Raw genomic sequence first — 19395 nt, 5'->3', positions numbered from 1 at the left:
CATGAGTCGTAAGCAACTGGCCCTTTTAGAACCGTCGTTGGTTCGCCAGGCGTTGATGGATGCGGTGAAAAAGCTGAGCCCGCGCGTGCAGTGGCATAACCCGGTGATGTTTATCGTCTGGATTGGCAGCGTCATCACCACCCTGCTGGCCCTCGCGATGGGGACCGGACACCTGGCGGGCGATACGCTGTTTACCGCAGCCATCAGCCTGTGGCTGTGGTTTACCGTGCTGTTCGCCAACTTTGCCGAAGCCCTGGCTGAAGGGCGCAGCAAAGCGCAGGCCAACAGCCTGAAAGGGGTAAAAAAGACCGCTTTCGCCCGCAAATTACGCGAGCCGAAATATGGCGCGCAGATGGATCACGTCCCGGCCGATGAACTGCGCAGAGGTGACGTTGTGCTGGCTGAAGCCGGTGACATCATTCCCTGCGACGGCGAAGTGATTGAGGGCGGAGCATCCGTCGATGAGAGCGCCATCACCGGGGAATCGGCCCCGGTGATCCGTGAGTCCGGCGGCGATTTCGCCTCGGTGACGGGCGGGACGCGCATTCTTTCCGACTGGCTGGTGATCCGCTGTAGCGTGAACCCGGGCGAAACCTTCCTCGACCGCATGATTGCGATGGTAGAAGGCGCGCAGCGTCGCAAAACGCCCAATGAAATCGCGCTGACCATTTTGCTGGTGGCGCTCACCATCGTCTTCCTGCTGGCCACCGCCACGCTCTGGCCTTTCTCAGCCTATGGCGGCACGGCGGTCAGCGTCACCGTCCTGGTGGCCCTGCTGGTGTGTCTGATCCCAACGACCATTGGCGGTTTGCTGTCAGCCATTGGCGTGGCGGGCATGAGCCGTATGCTGGGTGCAAACGTGATCGCCACCAGCGGACGGGCGGTGGAAGCCGCAGGCGATGTGGATGTGCTGCTGCTGGATAAAACCGGGACCATTACCCTGGGGAACCGTCAGGCATCTGATTTCCTTCCGGCCCCCGGCGTGGATGAAAAAACGCTGGCCGACGCCGCACAGCTCTCCTCTCTGGCCGATGAAACGCCGGAGGGCCGCAGTATCGTCATTCTGGCTAAACAGCGTTTCAATCTGCGCCAGCGTGATGTGCAAAGCCTGAACGCCACCTTTGTGCCGTTTACCGCCCAAACGCGGATGAGCGGAATCAACATCCAGGACCGGATGATCCGTAAAGGCTCTGTGGATGCCATTCGCCGCCACATTGAAGCCAATAACGGTCACTTCCCGCCTCAGGTCGATCAGCTGGTGGAAAGCGTTGCGCGTCAGGGGGCGACACCGCTGGTCGTCGCCGAAGGAGCAAACGTCCTTGGGGTCATTGCGCTGAAAGATATCGTTAAAGGCGGCATTAAGGAGCGTTTCGCCCAGCTGCGGAAGATGGGGATTAAAACGGTGATGATCACCGGAGATAACAGCCTGACGGCTGCGGCTATCGCCGCCGAAGCGGGGGTGGATGATTTCCTCTCTGAAGCCACGCCGGAGGCAAAACTGGCGCTGATTCGTCAGTATCAGGCCGAAGGCCGTCTGGTGGCGATGACCGGCGACGGGACCAATGACGCCCCGGCGCTGGCGCAGGCCGACGTGGCAGTGGCGATGAACTCCGGGACTCAGGCCGCGAAAGAAGCGGGCAACATGGTCGATCTGGACTCTAACCCCACCAAGCTTATCGAAGTGGTGCACATTGGTAAGCAAATGCTGATGACGCGCGGATCGCTTACCACGTTCAGTATTGCCAACGATGTGGCGAAGTATTTTGCCATTATTCCGGCCGCGTTTGCCGCCACCTATCCGCAGCTTAATGCCCTGAACGTGATGCACTTGCACTCACCAGCCTCGGCGATCCTCAGCGCGGTGATCTTTAACGCCCTGATTATTGTCTTTCTGATCCCGCTGGCGCTGAAAGGGGTGAGTTATAAGCCCCTTACCGCCGCCGCGATGCTGCGCCGCAACCTGTGGATCTATGGTCTGGGTGGACTGGTGGTGCCGTTTATCGGGATCAAGATTATCGACATGCTGCTGACCCTATTCGGGCTGGTTTAAAAGGTGAATCAAATGACGATGTTACGCCCCGCTATACTTCTGTTTATTCTGCTGGCCCTGATCACTGGCGGCCTTTATCCGCTGCTGACAACGGGACTTGGCCAGTGGTGGTTTCACGATCGCGCCACTGGCTCGCTCATCATCCAGGACGGTGAGACTCGCGGTTCGCGCCTGATTGGGCAGAATTTTACCGACGCGGGCTACTTCCAGGGACGACCTTCCGCTACTGCGGAAACGCCGTATAATCCCATGGCTTCTGGCGGGAGTAATCTGGCGGGCAGCAATCCGGAACTGGATAAAGCCGTGAACGAACGCATAACAGCCCTGCGCGCTGCCAATCCGCAGGCCAGCCGCGAGGTCCCCGTTGAGCTGATTACGGCGTCGGCCAGCGGGCTGGATTACAGCCTGACGCCGCAGGCCGTCGCCTGGCAAATCCCGCGCGTCGCAGCTGCCCGCAAGCTGAGCACTGAGCAGGTCAGCCAGCTGGTTGCCGCGCACACGCAAAAACCGCTGGTCAGTTTTATCGGTATGCCGGTTGTGAACATTGTTGAGCTGAATCTGGCGCTGGACGCGCTAAGGAAAAACTAAATGACCGACGAGCCTCTGCGCCCGGATCCGGACCGATTACTTGAGCAAACGGCACAAGTGCATCGCGGTAAGTTGAAAGTGTTTTTCGGCGCCTGCGCGGGCGTCGGGAAAACCTACGCCATGTTGACCGAGGCGCAGCGCTTACGGGCTCAGGGGCTCGATATTCTTATCGGCGTGGTAGAAACCCACGGGCGAAAAGAGACCGCCGCGCTGCTGGAGGGCCTGGCAACCCAGCCGGCGCGGCGCATCAGCCATCGTGGACGGCTGGTGACAGAATTTGATCTGGATGCTGCGCTCGCCCGCCGCCCCGCCCTGATCCTGATGGACGAACTGGCGCACAGCAATGCGCCTGGCTCTCGTCACCCTAAACGCTGGCAGGACGTCGAAGAGCTGCTCGAAGCGGGGATCGACGTTTTTACAACGGTTAACGTGCAGCATCTGGAAAGCCTGAATGACGTCGTGAGCGGCGTCACCGGGATTCAGGTCCGGGAGACGGTTCCCGATCCGTTTTTTGATTCCGCCGACGAAGTGGTGCTGGTCGATCTTCCCCCTGACGACCTGCGTCAGCGGCTGCATGAAGGCAAAGTGTATATCGCCGGTCAGGCGGAGCGCGCCATTGAACACTTTTTCCGCAAGGGTAATCTGATTGCGCTGCGCGAGCTGGCGCTGCGCCGTACCGCCGACCGGGTGGACGACCAAATGCGCGCCTGGCGTGACCGTCAGGGTCAGGATCGCGTCTGGCATACGCGCGACGCCATTTTGTTGTGCATTGGTCACGCCGGTAGCAATGAAAAGCTGGTGCGCACCGCCGCCCGACTGGCGGCAAAATTCGGCAGCGTCTGGCACGCGGTGTACGTTGAAACGCCTCATCTTCACGCCCTTCCTGAGCACCAGCGCCGCACGATCCTCAGCGCCTTACGACTGGCGCAGGAGCTGGGGGCAGAGACGGCCACCCTTTCCGACCCCGCCGAAGACAAAGCGATCCTGCGCTACGCCCGCGAGCACAATCTGGGCAAAATTGTGATTGGTCGTCGCCATCATCGCCGCTGGTTTAGCCGCGAAACCTTTGCCGACAAACTGGCCAGACGCGCCCCGGATCTGGATTTGGTGATTGTCGCCCTCGATGACAAACCCGTGCCTCTGCCCGGTCGCGTTCCTGATGCACGTACGTTCAGTGAAAAATGGCGCATCCAGCTGCGCGGCTGTCTGGTCGCGGCGGTGCTGTGTGCCCTGATCACCATCATTGCCAGCCAATGGCTGATTGCCTTCGACGCCGCTAACCTGGTGATGATCTATCTGCTCGGTGTGGTGGTGGTGGCTTTGCTTTACGGGCGCTGGCCGTCGGTACTGGCAACGGTGATTAACGTCGCCAGCTTCGATCTCTTTTTCATTGCTCCACGCGGCACGCTGGCCGTGTCGGATGTCCAGTACATCCTCACTTTTGCCGTGATGCTGACCGTGGGATTAATCGTCGGGAATCTCACCGCCGGGGTGCGTTATCAGGCGCGAATTGCCCGCTACCGCGAACAGCGCACGCGCCATCTTTATGAGATGTCCAAATCGCTGGCGGTGGGCCGTACGCCGCTCGATATTGTCCAGACCAGCGAGCAGTTCATCCGCTCGACTTTCGTCGCCAGCAGTCTCATTTTACTGCCTGATGAGCAGGGAAAACTCCGCCCGCTAACCTCTGCGAAAGGGATGACGCCCTGGGATGAGGCCATCGCCCGCTGGAGTTTTGACAAAGGTTTGCCCGCAGGAGCCGGAACGGACACCCTGCCCGGCGTGCCCTATCTGATGTTGCCCCTGCGCAGTGCGGATAAAAATCTGGGCCTGGTGATTGTGGAGCCGACAAATCTGCGCCAACTCATGATCCCCGAACAACAGCGCCTGCTGGAAACCTTTACTCTGCTGGTTGCCAGCGCGCTGGAGCGTCTGGCGCTGACCACCAGCGAAGAGCAGGCGCGGCTGGCGAGCGAACGGGAAAGTATCCGCAACTCCCTGCTGGCGGCCCTCTCTCACGATCTGCGTACGCCGTTGACCGTGCTGTTTGGTCAGTCAGAAATTCTGACGCTCGATCTGGCAGCTGAAAATTCACCTCATGCGCTCCAGGCCAGCGAAATCCGCCAGCATGTACTCAACACCACGCGGCTGGTCAATAATTTGCTGGATATGGCGCGTATACAGTCCGGCGGGTTTAACCTGAAAAAGGAGTGGCTGACGCTGGAAGAGGTGGTCGGCAGCGCGTTAAAAATGCTCGAACCCGGACTCGGGGGACGCCACATCGCGCTCGATTTGCCCGAACCGCTGACGCTCATTCACGTTGACGGGCCGCTGTTTGAACGCGTGCTGATCAATTTGCTGGAAAACGCCGCAAAATACGCCGGGGTGAGCGCAGAGATCGGCCTGAGTGCAGGCGTATCGAATCAGACACTGCATCTTAATATCTGGGATGACGGGCCAGGTATTCCGCCGGGCCAGGAGAGCGCCATTTTTGAAAAGTTTGCGCGCGGGAATAAAGAGTCAGCCATCCCCGGCGTCGGGCTGGGGCTGGCCATCTGTCAGGCCATTGTCGATGTTCATGGCGGGACCATTACGGCCCACAATCGTCCGGAAGGAGGGGCCAGTTTTTGTGTTACACTTCCTCTCGACATTCCGCCAGAACTCGATGAATTACCAGAGGATTTGTGATTAACGTCCTGATTGTTGAAGATGAACTCGCGATTAGCCGTTTCCTGCGCACTGCGCTGGAGGGAGACGGTTTGCGCGTGTACGACGCCGGGACATTACAGCGTGGCCTGATTGAAGCCGCCACGCGTAAACCCGATCTGGTGATCCTCGATTTAGGCCTGCCAGACGGCGACGGTATTGATTTTATCCGCGAAGTGCGCCAGTGGAGTCAGATGCCTATCATTGTGCTCTCCGCCCGGGCGGAAGAGACGGATAAAATCGCGGCTCTCGATGCCGGTGCCGATGACTATCTTAGCAAGCCGTTTGGGATCGGCGAGCTGCAGGCGCGGCTGCGCGTCGCCTTGCGCCGCCACAGCGCAAGCGCGCCGTCCGAACCGGTGCATACTTTCTCGGATATTGAGGTCGATCTGGCCGCTCGCCGCATTACTCGCGGTACGCAAGAGATCCACCTCACCCCTATCGAATTCCGGCTGCTGGCTGTACTTCTGAATAACCACGGCAAGGTCCTGACTCAACGACAGCTGTTAAATCAGGTCTGGGGCCCCAACGCCGTCGAGCATAGTCATTATTTACGCATATATATGGGCCATCTTCGTCAAAAACTGGAAGTGGACCCCGCTCGCCCTCGCCATTTATTAACTGAAACCGGTATCGGTTATCGCTTTATATTTTGAATAACTATTCAAATTAATTTCAATTAAAAATAAAAAACGCCAGATAATTTATTTCACTGCCTCTGGCGTGAATATTTAATTTCTCTTAAAAATAAATAAAAACAGTTTAAAAACACAACTGTAACATTACAACTACAATACAGAATTTTGATCTGCACTATTCACTCGAAACGAATATTTATTTCTGTAATGATCGGTTATTGGTGATCTTCTTCACGGTTTAGCAGCTTTTCCTGGATAAAATGACCCTGCTTTCATTTGGTGAAAGGAAAATGAACATGGAAAATAACAATCGTTTAATGCCTCATATCAGGCGGACAACTCATATTATGATGTTCGCCCACCGCAACAGCTTTGACTTTCATTTCTTCAACGCCCGGTAGTCCTTCGACCTCGGGCGCGTCTGCTTACAGGTTATCCTGAAACCTCCTGATTTACGGGGCATTGCCTGTAGAAGCGCGCTCACTTTCCTTAAATTCAGTCTTTTCCGTCACCGGACGGAATGGATTTAACGCATTAAAAAGCAATTAACTGATTTTTTATCAGCGGCCTCGCTTTGCTTTTTTTATCCGGTTATTTTCGATTTCTTATTCACAAGAAGTCGAGGGACACGTATTACCTGAAATAAAGAGTCAACGATGAAAATGCTAAAAATTGCTGTCAGCCGCGCCTGCCCGGACTGTTTTACGACCACCCGTGAAATGATCGATGTCAGCGAATCTGATTATATTGATGTCGCCGCCGTCGTCCTTTCCGTAAGTGATATTTTTAACGGCACGATTGAAGAAATAGAAGCCACCGGTTTCGGTATTCCGGTATTTATCGCCACCCATAAAGAAGAAATCGTTCCGGCCGAATATTTACCGCGCATTCACGGGGTTTTTGAGTGTAACGATACCAGTAACGCATTCTACGGACGCCAGCTGGAAGCCGCGGCGCTGAAGTATGAAACGCAGCTGCGTCCGCCATTCTTCCGGGCGCTGGTGGATTACGTTAAACAGGGCAACAGCGCATTTGACTGCCCGGGGCATCAGGGCGGCCAGTTCTTCCGCCGTCACCCTGCCGGCAATCAGTTCGTCGATTTCTTTGGCGAGACGCTGTTCCGTTCCGACCTGTGTAATGCCGATGTGGCGATGGGCGATCTGCTCATTCATGAAGGCGCTCCGTGCGCGGCACAAAAACACGCGGCAAAAGTGTTTAACGCTGACAAAACCTATTTTGTGCTGAACGGAACATCATCGTCGAACAAAGTGGTGCTGAATGCCCTGCTGACCCCGGGCGATTTGGTGCTCTTTGATCGCAATAACCACAAGTCCAACCACCACGGCGCATTACTGCAGGCGGGCGCAACGCCGGTGTATCTGGAAACCGCGCGCAACCCGTACGGATTTATTGGCGGCATTGACGCCCATTGCTTTGAAGAAAGTTATTTGCGCGAGCTGATCGCAGAGGTGGCCCCTGGCCGGAGCCGCGATCAACGCCCGTTCCGCCTGGCGGTCATTCAGCTGGGCACCTACGATGGCACCATTTATAACGCCCGCCAGGTCGTCGATAAGATAGGTCATCTGTGCGACTACATCCTGTTCGATTCCGCATGGGTCGGTTATGAACAATTCATTCCAATGATGGCTGATTGTTCGCCGCTGCTGCTGGAGCTGAACGAGAACGATCCGGGAATTCTGGTGACGCAATCGGTGCATAAACAGCAGGCGGGTTTCTCTCAGACGTCGCAGATCCACAAAAAAGATAGCCATATTAAGGGCCAGCAACGCTATGTACCGCATAAACGCCTGAACAACGCGTTCATGATGCACGCCTCCACCAGCCCGTTCTATCCGCTGTTTGCCGCACTGGATATCAACGCCCGGATGCATGAAGGCGAAAGTGGACGCAACATGTGGATGGACTGCGTGGTAAACGGTATCGAAGCGCGCAAGCTGATCCTGCAGAACTGCCGGTTTATCCGTCCGTTTGTGCCAGAAACGGTGGATGGCAAAGCGTGGGAAAGCTGGAGCACGGCGGAAATTTCCAGCGATTTGCGCTTCTTCCACTTTGTCCCTGGCGAGCAGTGGCACGCTTTTGAAGGGTACGCCGAGCATCAATACTTTATCGATCCGTGCAAACTGCTGCTGACCACACCGGGCATTAACGCCCGTACCGGTGAGTACGACGATTTCGGCGTGCCTGCCACCATCCTGGCTAACTTCCTGCGTGAAAATGGCATCGTCCCCGAGAAATGCGACCTCAACTCGATTCTGTTCCTGCTCACGCCTGCCGAAGACATGGGCAAGTTGCAGCAACTGATCGCTCAACTGGTGCGTTTCGAAAAACTGCTGGAAACCGATGCACCGCTGAAAGAGGTGCTGCCTTCTCTCTACAAACAGCATCCTGAGCGCTACGCCGGTTATTCACTGCGTCAGATTTGCCAGGAGATGCACGATCTGTACGCCCGTCACAACGTGAAACAGCTGCAAAAAGAGATGTTCCGCAAAGCGCATTTCCCGCGGGTGATGATGAATCCGCAGGCAGCGAACTACGCCTACCTGCGCGGCGAAGTGGAGCTGGTCTCCCTGCGCGATGCAGAAGGCCGAATTGCCGCGGAAGGCGCGCTCCCGTATCCACCGGGCGTGCTGTGCGTGGTTCCTGGCGAAGTGTGGGGCGATGCGGTGCTGCGTTATTTCACGGCGCTGGAAGAAGGTATCAACCTGTTGCCGGGCTTCGCGCCGGAATTACAGGGTGTGTATATCGAAGAATGTGATGGGCGTAAACAGGTTCGCTGCTACGTCATTAAACAGTCTGCCGCCCAGCCCGCGCTGCTGAAAGGGGAAAAACTATGAGTAACAAATCCAATAAGATGGGCGTGGTTCAGCTCACCATCCTGACGATGGTCAATATGATGGGCTCCGGCATCATCATGCTCCCGACCAAACTCGCCGAAGTCGGTACGATCTCGATTATCTCCTGGCTGGTGACCGCCGTGGGCTCGATGGCGCTGGCGTGGGCTTTTGCGAAGTGCGGGATGTTCAGCCGTAAATCCGGCGGGATGGGCGGTTACGCGGAGTATGCCTTTGGGAAGTCAGGCAATTTTATGGCCAACTATACCTATGGCGTGTCGCTGCTGATTGCGAACGTCGCGATTGCCATTTCTGCCGTCGGCTACGGGACTGAACTGTTTGGCGCGACGCTCAGCCCGGTGCAAATCGGCCTCGCCACCATTGGCGTGCTGTGGCTGTGCACCGTGGCAAACTTTGGCGGCGCGCGCATTACCGGTCAACTCAGCAGTATTACCGTCTGGGGGGTGATCATTCCGGTGGTTGGCCTGTGCATTATTGGCTGGTTCTGGTTTAGCCCGACGCTGTACGCTAACTCCTGGAATCCGCACCATGTGCCGTTCTTTACGGCTGTCGGTTCGTCTATCGCGATGACGTTGTGGGCCTTCCTTGGGCTGGAGTCCGCGTGTGCTAACGCCGAAGTGGTGGAAAACCCGGAACGTAACGTGCCGATTGCGGTGCTGGGCGGAACGCTGGGGGCAGCCGTTATCTATATCGTCTCCACCAACGTGATCGCCGGAATTGTCCCCAATATGGATCTGGCGAACTCGACCGCGCCGTTTGGTCTGGCGTTTGCGCAGATGTTCACACCGGAAGTTGGGAAAGTGATCATGGGCCTGATGGTGATGTCCTGCTGCGGTTCACTGCTGGGCTGGCAGTTCACTATTGCCCAGGTGTTTAAATCTTCTGCGGATTCAGGCTATTTCCCGAAAATCTTCTCTCGCGTTAGCAAGTCCGACGCCCCCGTTCAGGGGATGCTGGCGATTGTGATTTTCCAGAGTGGCCTGTCACTGATGACTATTAGCCCCTCGCTGAACAGCCAGTTCAACGTGCTGGTTAACCTGGCGGTGGTGACCAACATTATTCCGTACATTCTGTCGATGGCGGCGCTGGTGATCATCCAAAAAGCGGCGAATGTGGCGCCCGGTAAAGCCAAAGTCGCCAACATTGTGGCGCTGGTCGGGGCGATTTATAGCTTCTATGCGCTCTACTCCTCGGGACAGGAAGCGATGCTGTACGGCGCGATGGTCACCTTTATGGGCTGGACGCTGTACGGTTTGGTCTCTCCGCGCTTTGAACTGAAAAATAAACACAGCTAAACAAAGCAAAACGGCAACCCTTTGGGTTGCCGTTTTTAGTGTTTTAGCCCTTCCCCACAAGGAGAGGACCGGGTGAGAGCTTTAGCCCTTACCAGATCAGTACTTAGGCGTTTTTCAGCACTTCGCTCACAATCTCTACCGCTTCTTTCTCAATCAGCTTACGGTGCTCATCGCCGAGGAAACTTTCGCAGTAAATTTTGTACGCATCTTCCGTACCGGAAGGACGCGCGGCGAACCAGCCGTTATCGGTCATCACTTTCAGACCACCGATAGAGGCACCGTTGCCCGGCGCTGCGGTCAGGCGTGCGGTGATCGGGTCACCCGCCAGCGTGTCAGCGCTCACCATCTCTGGAGAGAGCTTAGACAGCGCCGCTTTTTGCGCGGAAGTCGCACCGGCCTGAATGCGGTTGTAGCTCGGCGCACCAAAACGTGCCGCCAGCTCGTTGTAATGCTCTTGCGGGTTTTTACCGGTCACGGCAGTGATTTCCGCCGCCAGCAGGCACATGATGATGCCGTCTTTGTCGGTTGACCACGGCGTGCCGTCGAAACGCAGGAAGGAAGCGCCCGCGCTCTCTTCGCCACCAAAGCCGAAGCTGCCGTCATGCAGACCGTCAACAAACCATTTGAAGCCCACCGGCACTTCTACCAGCTTGCGGCCCAGGTCGTTTACCACGCGGTCAATCATTGCCGAGGAGACCAGCGTTTTACCGACAGCCACCTCTTTGCTCCACTGTGGACGATGCTGGAACAGATAGTTAATCGCCACCGCCAGGTAGTGGTTCGGGTTCATCAGGCCCGCAGGCGTGACGATACCGTGGCGGTCATAGTCCGGGTCGTTGGCAAAAGCCAGATCGAACTTGTCACGCAGCGCCAGCAGACCCGCCATCGCGCACTCTGACGAGCAATCCATACGGATAGCGCCGTCTTTATCCAGATGCATAAAGCGGAACGTCTGATCGACCTGATCGTTGACGATGGTCAGATCCAGCTTGTAGAACTCGCCAATACGCTTCCAGTATTCAATACCAGAACCCCCAAGCGGATCGACACCCAGCTTCAGACCGGCTTTCTGGATTGCGGCCATATCAACGATATCGGCCAGCCCTTCAATAAACGGCTGAACCAGGTCCTGCTCTTTCACATGACCCGATGCCATTGCCGCATCCAGAGAGATGCGTTTAACGCCTTTCAGGCCATCAGCCAGCAGCGCGTTGGCGCGGTCTTCGACCACTTTGGTGACGTTGGTATCAGCCGGACCACCGTTGGGTGGATTGTATTTGATACCGCCATCGTCCGGCGGGTTGTGCGAAGGGGTGATGACGATACCGTCAGCCTGCGCTCCCCCTTTTTTGTTGTGCACCAGAATCGCGTTAGAGACCGCAGGCGTTGGGGTAAAGCCGTTATTTTCCTGAATGATAACGTCCACACCGTTAGCCGCCAGCACTTCCAGTACGGAAATAAATGCCGGTTCGGACAAGGCGTGAGTATCTTTACCGACGTAGCACGGACCGGTAACGCCATTTTTGGCGCGCTCTTCCGCAATCGCCTGCGCAATGGCCAGAATATGCGGCTCGTTAAAGCTATGGCGCGCCGCGCTGCCGCGGTGGCCAGACGTACCAAACTTCACTGCGTGTTCTGCGTTGCCCACTTCCGGCTTTAGTACGTAGTACTGCGCGGTAAGCTGAGCGACGTTAATCAAATCGCTTTGTTGTGCAGGTTGACCCGCTCGATCGTGATTTGCCATTACCTGGTCCTTCCTGTGCAAGGGTTAAATGGTACCGCAAACCTTTTCAATCAATTCCGCCGGGAATTGCATCGACTGCATGATGTGTTCAACCATGCTGCATTTGCGTCCGGTGTTGGTATTGGTGATCACCCAGTACGGCGTACCAGGGACATGTTTAGGCTTGGTTTGATTGCCGTTGGCAAGCAGCGTTTGCTCGTCGCCCGCAAAGTAGACGCGGGTACGACCGTGCAGCGACTCGGTCGCTTCAGCAAACGCTTTGTTATCCAGTGAATAGAGTGTAGACAGCACCAGCATAAAGCGGTTAACCGCTTTTTTCTGCTCGGCGTATTCGTCGGAAAGCAGCAGTTCGCGCACCGCGCGGACTTTGTCTTTCACCGGTGCTACTGTTTTGGCTTCAGCAACAACGTTTGACTGACGAACCTCTTTGGAAACCGGAGTTGCAGGCTGTGAGGCGGCGGAAAATTTCAGCATACGCCGTAAAATATCGGACGCACTCTCGCCAATATGTCGCGTGTGGCTGGCAATATACTGATAGAGCTCATCATCAACTTCGATTGTTTTCATCTTAATCCAGTGCAATATCTTATCTGAATACAAGTCGTTGGGATTATAAGGGCTAATCCCAACCGCGGATAGGGTCATGCCCGTGAAGCAGCAAAAGTCGGAATAAACTGGAACCTTGCAGCCGGGCGGCAGAATGGTCAACATAATACCCTAACCTGACATACGTAAAAAAAGAACTTTGCCATGAAATTGAATAGCCGAGCGCAATCTGCACAATCGCCGAACAATAATTCTCCCATCGTACTGGTTCACGGTCTTTTTGGTAGCCTCGATAACCTGGGCGTGCTGGCGCGCGACCTGGTTGCCGATCACTCTATTTTGCAGGTGGATATGCGTAACCATGGCCTTTCAGAGCGAAGCCCTGAAATGACCTATCGCGCGATGGCGCAAGATCTGCTGGAGACGCTGGATGCGAACGGTATCGAAAAAGCCACGCTGATTGGCCATTCAATGGGTGGCAAAGCGGTGATGGCGCTGACGGCACTGGCCCCGGAGCGTATCGACAAACTGGTGGTGATCGATGTCGCGCCTGTCGATTATGACGTGCGCCGCCACGATGAAATCTTTGCCGCCATCAACGCCGTGACCGAAGCCGGAGCGGCCACCCGTCAGCAGGCGGCGCCTGTCATGCGCGAATACCTTGATGAAGAAGGGGTGATTCAGTTTCTGCTGAAATCTTTCGTCGACGGCGAATGGCGTTTTAACGTCCCTGTGCTGTGGGATCAGTACGCTGAAATCGTTGGCTGGGACCCAGTTACGGCCTGGCCGCACCCTACTCTGTTCATTCGCGGCGGCAATTCACCGTACGTCACCGACGCCTATCGCGATACGCTGCTGGCGCAATTCCCGCAGGCGCGTGCGCATGTGATTGCCGGAGCCGGACACTGGGTACATGCCGAAAAACCAGAAGCGGTGCTGCGCGCGATTCGTCGCTATCTCGCTGATAACGCGATTTGATTAAAAAGTCAGCGACTGGTTGCCAGCTGGCCTCCAGTCGTTGGCGTGCTGGTATCCGTGATGTATGATGTCGCGCTCATCGCCCGGGCAATAGCAGGGCTGCTTGTTTTCCCCCGAAGTCTCTGAATCATGGCCAAAGAACAAACGGACCGCACGACATTAGATCTGTTCGCGACTGAACGTCGACCGGGACGACCTAAAACCAATCCGCTATCGCGTGATGAACAGTTGCGTATCAATAAACGCAATCAGCTTAAACGCGACAAAAGTCGTGGGCTTAAACGCGTCGAGCTAAAACTCAACGCGGAAGCTGCAGATGCCTTAAGTGAGCTGGCCGATGCCCGTGAGATCAGCCGCAGCGAGCTTATCGAAGAGATGCTGATGGCGCAGCTCCAGGCATGGCGCAACAGCCAATGATCGCCTGAAATATCATCCTTTCATCACTTTCATGTAGCACAGAGTGCAGTCCGGGCCGATAGCAGTTTCCGCTGACTTCTCTGTTCTGCTATGATTGCCCTTATCCGTGGACAATTCGTGCCACCATACCATTAAGTTTCAAGAGGTTATTTTACTCATGGCAATCATCGGCATTTTCTTCGGCAGCGATACCGGTAATACCGAAAACATCGCAAAAAACATTCAAAAACAGCTTGGTAAAGACGTTGCCGACGTGCATGACATTGCTAAGAGCAGCAAAGAGGATCTCGAAGGTTACGATATTCTGCTGCTTGGCATTCCGACCTGGTACTACGGCGAAGCGCAGTGCGACTGGGATGATTTCTTCCCAACGCTGGAAGAAGTCGACTTCAATGGCAAGCTTGTTGCCCTGTTCGGCTGCGGCGACCAGGAAGATTACGCAGAATACTTCTGCGATGCACTTGGCACCATCCGCGACATTATTGAGCCTCACGGCGCTGTTATCGTCGGTCACTGGCCAACGGCGGGCTACCATTTCGAAGCGTCCAAAGGTCTGGCGGACGACGACCACTTTGTCGGTCTGGCAATTGATGAAGACCGTCAGCCGGAGCTGACCGCCGAGCGAGTGGACAAATGGGTTAAGCAGATCCGTGAAGAACTGCACCTCGATGACATTCTGAACGCCTGACTGAATGTTGAGGCGCGACATAATTTGTTGCGCCTCATTGATAGATAAAACCGATTAAAATAATTGCTACAAATTTTTAACTTTTATCTCCATACCTGTACAATGTCCCCGGGTTAAAGTGGATGCCATCAGACAAGTTTGTTGGCGATACCACGTTTTTATAAGCATACTTTGCTTGAGACTTGCAGTTTTCATTTAGGCGTGGCAGTTCTATAATGAGACGCATTATCCCAAGTGCATTTTCTGTCACTTCTTATTTGAAGTGAATCGTTTAGCAACAGGACAGATTCCGCATGACTGACAACAATACCGCATTGAAGAAGGCTGGCCTGAAAGTTACGCTTCCTCGTTTAAAAATTCTGGAAGTACTGCAAGGTCCGGACAATCATCATGTCAGTGCGGAAGATTTATACAAACGTCTGATCGACATGGGCGAAGAGATTGGACTGGCGACCGTTTATCGCGTCCTGAACCAGTTCGACGACGCCGGGATTGTCACCCGTCATAATTTTGAAGGCGGAAAATCCGTTTTTGAACTGACGCAACAGCATCACCACGATCACCTTATCTGCCTCGATTGCGGCAAGGTGATTGAATTTAGCGACGACTCTATCGAAGCACGCCAGCGTGAAATTGCCACGCGCCATGGCATCCGCCTGACCAACCACAGCCTGTATCTCTACGGCCACTGTGCTGAAGGCGATTGCCGCGAAGAAGAGCACGCGCACGAACCGAAATAATCGCATTTTCATACTCTGAGCCAACCTGACGGTTGGCTTTTTTTTGCCTGTTATAAGACAAAAAGCCCGGTAAGCTGAAGCTTCCGGGCACTTTAGAGCGCGAATGATCTGGCGCGACGTGTTACCGACTGTTGTTGCTGCGGATCTCCTGCCAGATGCGGTCGCAACGCTTTGCCACTTCCTGATCGTTACCCGTTTTACGCGCCTGAATACACGCCTGGTAATCCAGCACGCGAACGTTTTCCTGCGTCGCAAACTGCTCATGCGCTTTCTCTTTTTTCAGCACATTCAGTACGCTCTGGCAGGCTTCGATCTTCTCTGGCGAGCCTTCTGCGGTATTGATACAGGCGCTGTAGGCCTCTTTAAGACGCGAATCTTCTTTAGGTGCCTGGGGCTGTGCGCAGCCAGCCAGTGCCGACGCCAGCGCCGCCACACAGATAATTTTTTTCAGCATAGCCGTCTCCATTCCGGCGAGGTGGGGGGAACACCTCGCCGGCGTGATTATCAGAAGATAGTGAACGGTGCGATGACCATAAATTTCACGTCACGCTCATCCTGGAAGATGTTGCCGTAACCGCCCGCGTAGCTTGGAATATCGGAGTGGTTGTCGTACTGGGTGAAGTGCAGTTTGAACATCGTGCCCTTCGCGCGGCCATCCTGCAGGGTATAAACTGCGTCGAGGCTGTAAGAGGACTCTTTCAGACGATAGTTCGGGTCGTAGTAAGCATCCGGCGTGGCCATATCCGCTGGTTTTGCGTCCCAGGCGTAGGCATAAGATGCCCCAACCGCCCAGCCCGGCAGATTCCAGTTCTTCAGGTCATACATCGCGCCAAAGAAGAGCGCTTTTTCACCGTCGGCGTTGAAGTCAGAGCGGTTATCCCACCAGATATCCAGACGACCGTTTGAAGAGGCGTAGGTTGGGGTCATACGCTGCAGGAAGTAGCCCTGCTGCCCTTCCGCCTTGACGTAGGTTCCTTCGAGACGTAAATCAACCTGGCCAACTTTATAGCCAAAGGTCAGGGCCTGCAGCCAGGCGGTGCCGTCATACAGATCGTTCACGCCGCCATCGCTGACTTTGTCGCGCGTGCCGTAGAACTGATAGCTGGTGGTCAGCGGGCCGCCGACAATATCAAATTTGTAGCTCGCCTTGGCAAAATACTGATCGACATAGCCTTCTGCCTGACCGAACGCGGCTTCCAGCACCAGATCATTTTTGAAGTCATACTTCGCGCCGAGCGAGTGCAGATATTCGACTTTGGTCTTTTTATCGTTCTGATAGAACTTGTCCATCTCGATGTGCCACGGCGCTTTATATTCGTTGGTCCACATATAGGAGAAGCTCAGCGCGCCTGCATCGCCGTAGTCGAAATTAGCTCCGGCTTCTGCCCCCTGGTATGTACCCGGCATGAAACTCCAGTGCGGCGCTAATAACGTCTGACCGGTTGGCTGAATATAACCGCCGCGCGCCCATACCGGACCGTATTTAAATTTAGCCGCCGCTTTATACAGGCTAATGCCGCTCTTATCGCCGGACCAGTCTTCTTTATACGCTTTATTGCTGGACGAGAACGCAATTTCGTTCGGGTGCGCGCTATCGCCATTTTCGGCCATTTCAATGGCGGTAAAGGCCGCAATATCAATACCGAACATATCGGCGGCATAGCCGGACTGGAAATCCAGATTGGCGTTCCAGGTGGAGTGAGAAAGGTTGGTTTTGTATTTGTCTTCAGTGACGTCTTTACGGTCACGTTCACGCTGCCAGTAATAGATACCGCCCGTGAGTGTAGAATCATCAATAAATCCTGCCGCCTGAGCCTGCGGAGCAGCCATAAAGCCTGACATGGCTGTCACACCGGCAACAGCCAGCGCCAGCGCACTACGTTTGCCACTGAACGTACGCATAGATTGTTCCTCTTTGACGAATTAAAACGCCTTAAACGGCGAAAAGCTAAAAAGACCTAAATGGTCAGGGGTAGTCAGAAATACCCTCGAATTAACTACCGTCTTTAGACTATTTTTCGCGACGCGAATTATCAATGATTTTTAGCAGGCAAAATGCAGGATTATGACGAAGTGCACATAATTGGTAGTGATTTGTAACATATTGCAGATAGCGGAACTAAGGAGAGAAAAACCGTTTAAATTCATTAATTAATATAAATTGATAACGCTTACACGCTTTCATTTCGCTTATTTATTTTCGATCTTAACTTTATTTTAAAAAATAAGTAGCAGCTGATTGACCCGCTATTTTTACGAAGAAACAGCCCAACAAAGTAACAACATGATCGATAAGCAAAAAAAACGCCGCTGGCAGCGGCGTTTGTCTCTCATTGACCTGGCTTACTCGCCCGTTTTAGCCCATGTGTCACGCAGCCCAACGGTACGGTTAAATACCAGTTTGGTAGCGGTTGCATAACGGCTGTCGAGGCAGAAATAGCCTTCACGCTCAAACTGGTACGCTTTACCGGTTTCAGCGTTTTTCAGGGACGGTTCGGCGTAGCCCTGTTTGATCACCAGCGATTCCTGATTGATGGTCGCCAGGAAATCATCAGCAGCGCCAGGATTCGGTACGCTGAACAGACGATCGTAGAGACGGATTTCAACCGGCAGCGCGTGTGCTGCGCTCACCCAGTGAATGACGCCCTTCACTTTGCGGCCATCGGCTGGGTCTTTACTCAGCGTGTCGGCATCGTAGCTGCAGAAAATGGTGGTGATATTGCCTTCGGCGTCTTTTTCGACACGTTCGGCTTTAATCACATACGCGTTGCGCAGACGCACTTCTTTGCCCAGAACCAGACGCTTGTACTGCTTGTTCGCCTCTTCGCGGAAGTCAGCACGGTCGATCCAGATCTCCGCGCTAAACGGTACTTCACGGCTGCCCATTTCCGGTTTGTTCGGATGGTTAGGCATAGTGACCTGCTCGCTTTCACCCTGCGGGTAGTTTTCGATAACCAGTTTTACCGGATCGATAACCGCCATTGCGCGCGGGGCATTTTCGTTCAGATCTTCGCGAATGCACGATTCCAGCGAGGCCATCTCGATGGTGTTGTCCTGTTTGGTCACGCCGATACGTTTGATGAACTCGCGGATAGACGCGGCGGTGTAACCACGACGACGCAGACCGGAGATGGTCGGCATGCGTGGGTCATCCCAGCCCTCAACGTGCTTGTCAGTGACCAGCAGGTTCAGCTTACGCTTGGACATCACGGTGTACTCCAGATTCAGACGAGAGAACTCGTACTGACGCGGATGCACAGGAATGGTGATGTTATCCAGCACCCAGTCGTACAGACGACGGTTGTCCTGGAATTCCAGCGTACACAGGGAGTGCGTTATGCCTTCCAGCGCATCGCTGATGCAGTGGGTGAAGTCGTACATCGGGTAGATGCACCACTTGTTGCCCGTCTGGTGGTGTTCCGCAAATTTGATGCGGTACAGCACCGGATCGCGCATCACGATGAATGGCGACGCCATGTCGATTTTGGCACGCAGACAGGCTTTGCCTTCTTCGAAACCACCCGCACGCATTTTTTCGAACAGCTCAAGGTTTTCAGCAACCGAGCGATCGCGGAACGGGCTGTTTTTACCCGGCGCAGTCAGTGAGCCACGATATTCGCGGATCTCGTCGGCAGACAGCTCATCAACGTAGGCCAGGCCTTTGTTAATCAGCTCAATTGCGTACTCATGCAGCTTGTCGAAATAATCCGATGAGTAGCAAATATCGCCAGACCAGCTGAAGCCTAACCATTGCACGTCGTTCTTAATCGACTCAACGTATTCGATGTCTTCTTTCACCGGGTTGGTGTCATCGAAACGCAGGTTGCACTGGCCCTGGTAATCTTGCGCGATGCCGAAGTTCAGGCAGATAGATTTCGCGTGACCGATATGCAGGTAGCCATTTGGCTCCGGCGGGAAACGGGTATGAACTGTGGTGTGCTTACCACTGGCCAAATCTTCATCAATGATCTGGCGAATAAAGTTACTCGGGCGGGCTTCAGCCTCACTCATCGTGGGTTCCTCAAAGCGTAAACAACGTATAACGGCATATGATCTTATAAGCCAGGCGTAGTGACAACCTTTAGTTACGCAAAAAATAACTTTGCCAGAAATAGGGGGCCAGCTGACGCAA

16 protein-coding genes are annotated in these 19395 nt (G+C 54.6%); 11 read left to right on the top strand and 5 right to left on the bottom strand.

What is annotated here, in order from left to right; translation table 11 throughout:
• The first annotated feature begins 1 nt into the window (after position 1).
• The 7 genes from kdpB to potE all read left to right on the top strand — a co-directional run bounded on the left by kdpB (position 2) and on the right by potE (position 10150).
• Positions 2-2050, top strand: coding sequence for a potassium-transporting ATPase subunit KdpB (gene kdpB, locus SOM82_RS06185; protein ID WP_154126698.1), 2049 nt, complete (start codon positions 2-4; stop codon positions 2048-2050).
• A 12-nt stretch (positions 2051-2062) separates the two neighbouring features.
• On the top strand, positions 2063-2638 hold the full coding sequence (gene kdpC, locus SOM82_RS06180) for a potassium-transporting ATPase subunit KdpC (RefSeq protein WP_320459919.1): 576 nt from the start codon (positions 2063-2065) through the stop codon (positions 2636-2638).
• Positions 2639-5326, top strand: a complete 2688-nt coding sequence (kdpD, locus tag SOM82_RS06175) for a two-component system sensor histidine kinase KdpD (protein ID WP_154126696.1) — start codon at positions 2639-2641, stop codon at positions 5324-5326. It begins immediately after the preceding gene.
• Entirely contained in the window at positions 5323-6000 is a 678-nt protein-coding gene (kdpE, locus tag SOM82_RS06170; protein ID WP_320459918.1) for a two-component system response regulator KdpE, read from the top strand. The genes kdpD and kdpE overlap by 4 nt, the downstream gene beginning before the upstream one ends.
• A 278-nt stretch (positions 6001-6278) precedes the next feature.
• Positions 6279-6383, top strand: a complete 105-nt coding sequence (gene speFL / locus SOM82_RS06165) for a leader peptide SpeFL (protein WP_106875989.1) — start codon at positions 6279-6281, stop codon at positions 6381-6383.
• 255 nt (positions 6384-6638) lie between these two features.
• A complete protein-coding gene (speF, locus tag SOM82_RS06160; RefSeq protein ID WP_320459917.1) occupies positions 6639-8837 on the top strand; it encodes an ornithine decarboxylase SpeF in 2199 nt (732 codons plus the stop codon).
• Entirely contained in the window at positions 8834-10150 is a 1317-nt protein-coding gene (gene potE / locus SOM82_RS06155) for a putrescine-ornithine antiporter (protein WP_154126694.1), read from the top strand. Before speF ends, potE begins: the two co-directional genes overlap by 4 nt.
• A gap of 103 nt (positions 10151-10253) precedes the next feature.
• Here potE and pgm read toward each other — a convergent pair whose 3' ends face one another.
• Together pgm and seqA are read right to left on the bottom strand one after the other, a co-directional pair.
• The gene (gene pgm, locus SOM82_RS06150; RefSeq protein ID WP_320459916.1) at positions 10254-11894 is read right to left on the bottom strand and encodes a phosphoglucomutase (alpha-D-glucose-1,6-bisphosphate-dependent); all 1641 of its coding nucleotides are present in this window, start codon (positions 11892-11894) and stop codon (positions 10254-10256) included.
• Positions 11895-11918: 24 nt separating this feature from the next.
• Positions 11919-12461, bottom strand: coding sequence for a replication initiation negative regulator SeqA (gene seqA / locus SOM82_RS06145; protein ID WP_320459915.1), 543 nt, complete (start codon positions 12459-12461; stop codon positions 11919-11921).
• A 183-nt stretch (positions 12462-12644) separates the two neighbouring features.
• On the opposite strand from seqA, the gene ybfF reads away from it, so the two are divergent.
• The 4 genes from ybfF to fur all read left to right on the top strand — a co-directional run bounded on the left by ybfF (position 12645) and on the right by fur (position 15263).
• Positions 12645-13418 carry an esterase gene (gene ybfF, locus SOM82_RS06140; RefSeq protein ID WP_154126691.1) on the top strand — a complete coding sequence of 258 codons (774 nt, stop codon included), beginning with the start codon at positions 12645-12647 and terminating at the stop codon, positions 13416-13418.
• Between the two features lie 129 nt (positions 13419-13547).
• On the top strand, positions 13548-13835 hold the full coding sequence (gene ybfE / locus SOM82_RS06135) for a LexA regulated protein (protein WP_154126690.1): 288 nt from the start codon (positions 13548-13550) through the stop codon (positions 13833-13835).
• A gap of 157 nt (positions 13836-13992) precedes the next feature.
• Positions 13993-14523, top strand: coding sequence for a flavodoxin FldA (gene fldA, locus SOM82_RS06130; RefSeq protein ID WP_154126689.1), 531 nt, complete (start codon positions 13993-13995; stop codon positions 14521-14523).
• Between the two features lie 293 nt (positions 14524-14816).
• Positions 14817-15263: a ferric iron uptake transcriptional regulator gene (gene fur / locus SOM82_RS06125; protein WP_154126688.1), complete on the top strand. Its 447-nt coding sequence runs from the start codon at positions 14817-14819 to the stop codon at positions 15261-15263.
• Between the two features lie 121 nt (positions 15264-15384).
• Here fur and chiQ read toward each other — a convergent pair whose 3' ends face one another.
• The 3 genes from chiQ to glnS all read right to left on the bottom strand — a co-directional run bounded on the left by chiQ (position 15385) and on the right by glnS (position 19274).
• Positions 15385-15714, bottom strand: a complete 330-nt coding sequence (gene chiQ / locus SOM82_RS06120) for a ChiQ/YbfN family lipoprotein (RefSeq protein ID WP_154126794.1) — start codon at positions 15712-15714, stop codon at positions 15385-15387.
• A 53-nt stretch (positions 15715-15767) separates the two neighbouring features.
• On the bottom strand, positions 15768-17165 hold the full coding sequence (gene chiP / locus SOM82_RS06115; protein WP_320459913.1) for a chitoporin ChiP: 1398 nt from the start codon (positions 17163-17165) through the stop codon (positions 15768-15770).
• Positions 17166-17606: 441 nt separating this feature from the next.
• Positions 17607-19274: a glutamine--tRNA ligase gene (gene glnS, locus SOM82_RS06110; RefSeq protein WP_154126686.1), complete on the bottom strand. Its 1668-nt coding sequence runs from the start codon at positions 19272-19274 to the stop codon at positions 17607-17609.
• Positions 19275-19395: the final 121 nt, after the last annotated feature.

It is taken from the genome of Lelliottia sp. CFBP8978 (assembly GCF_034046055.2).
In the GTDB taxonomy this organism is placed as follows: domain Bacteria; phylum Pseudomonadota; class Gammaproteobacteria; order Enterobacterales; family Enterobacteriaceae; genus Enterobacter.
The sequence above is the reverse complement of the archived record's forward strand: the minus strand, read 5'-3'. Positions and strand labels throughout refer to the sequence as shown.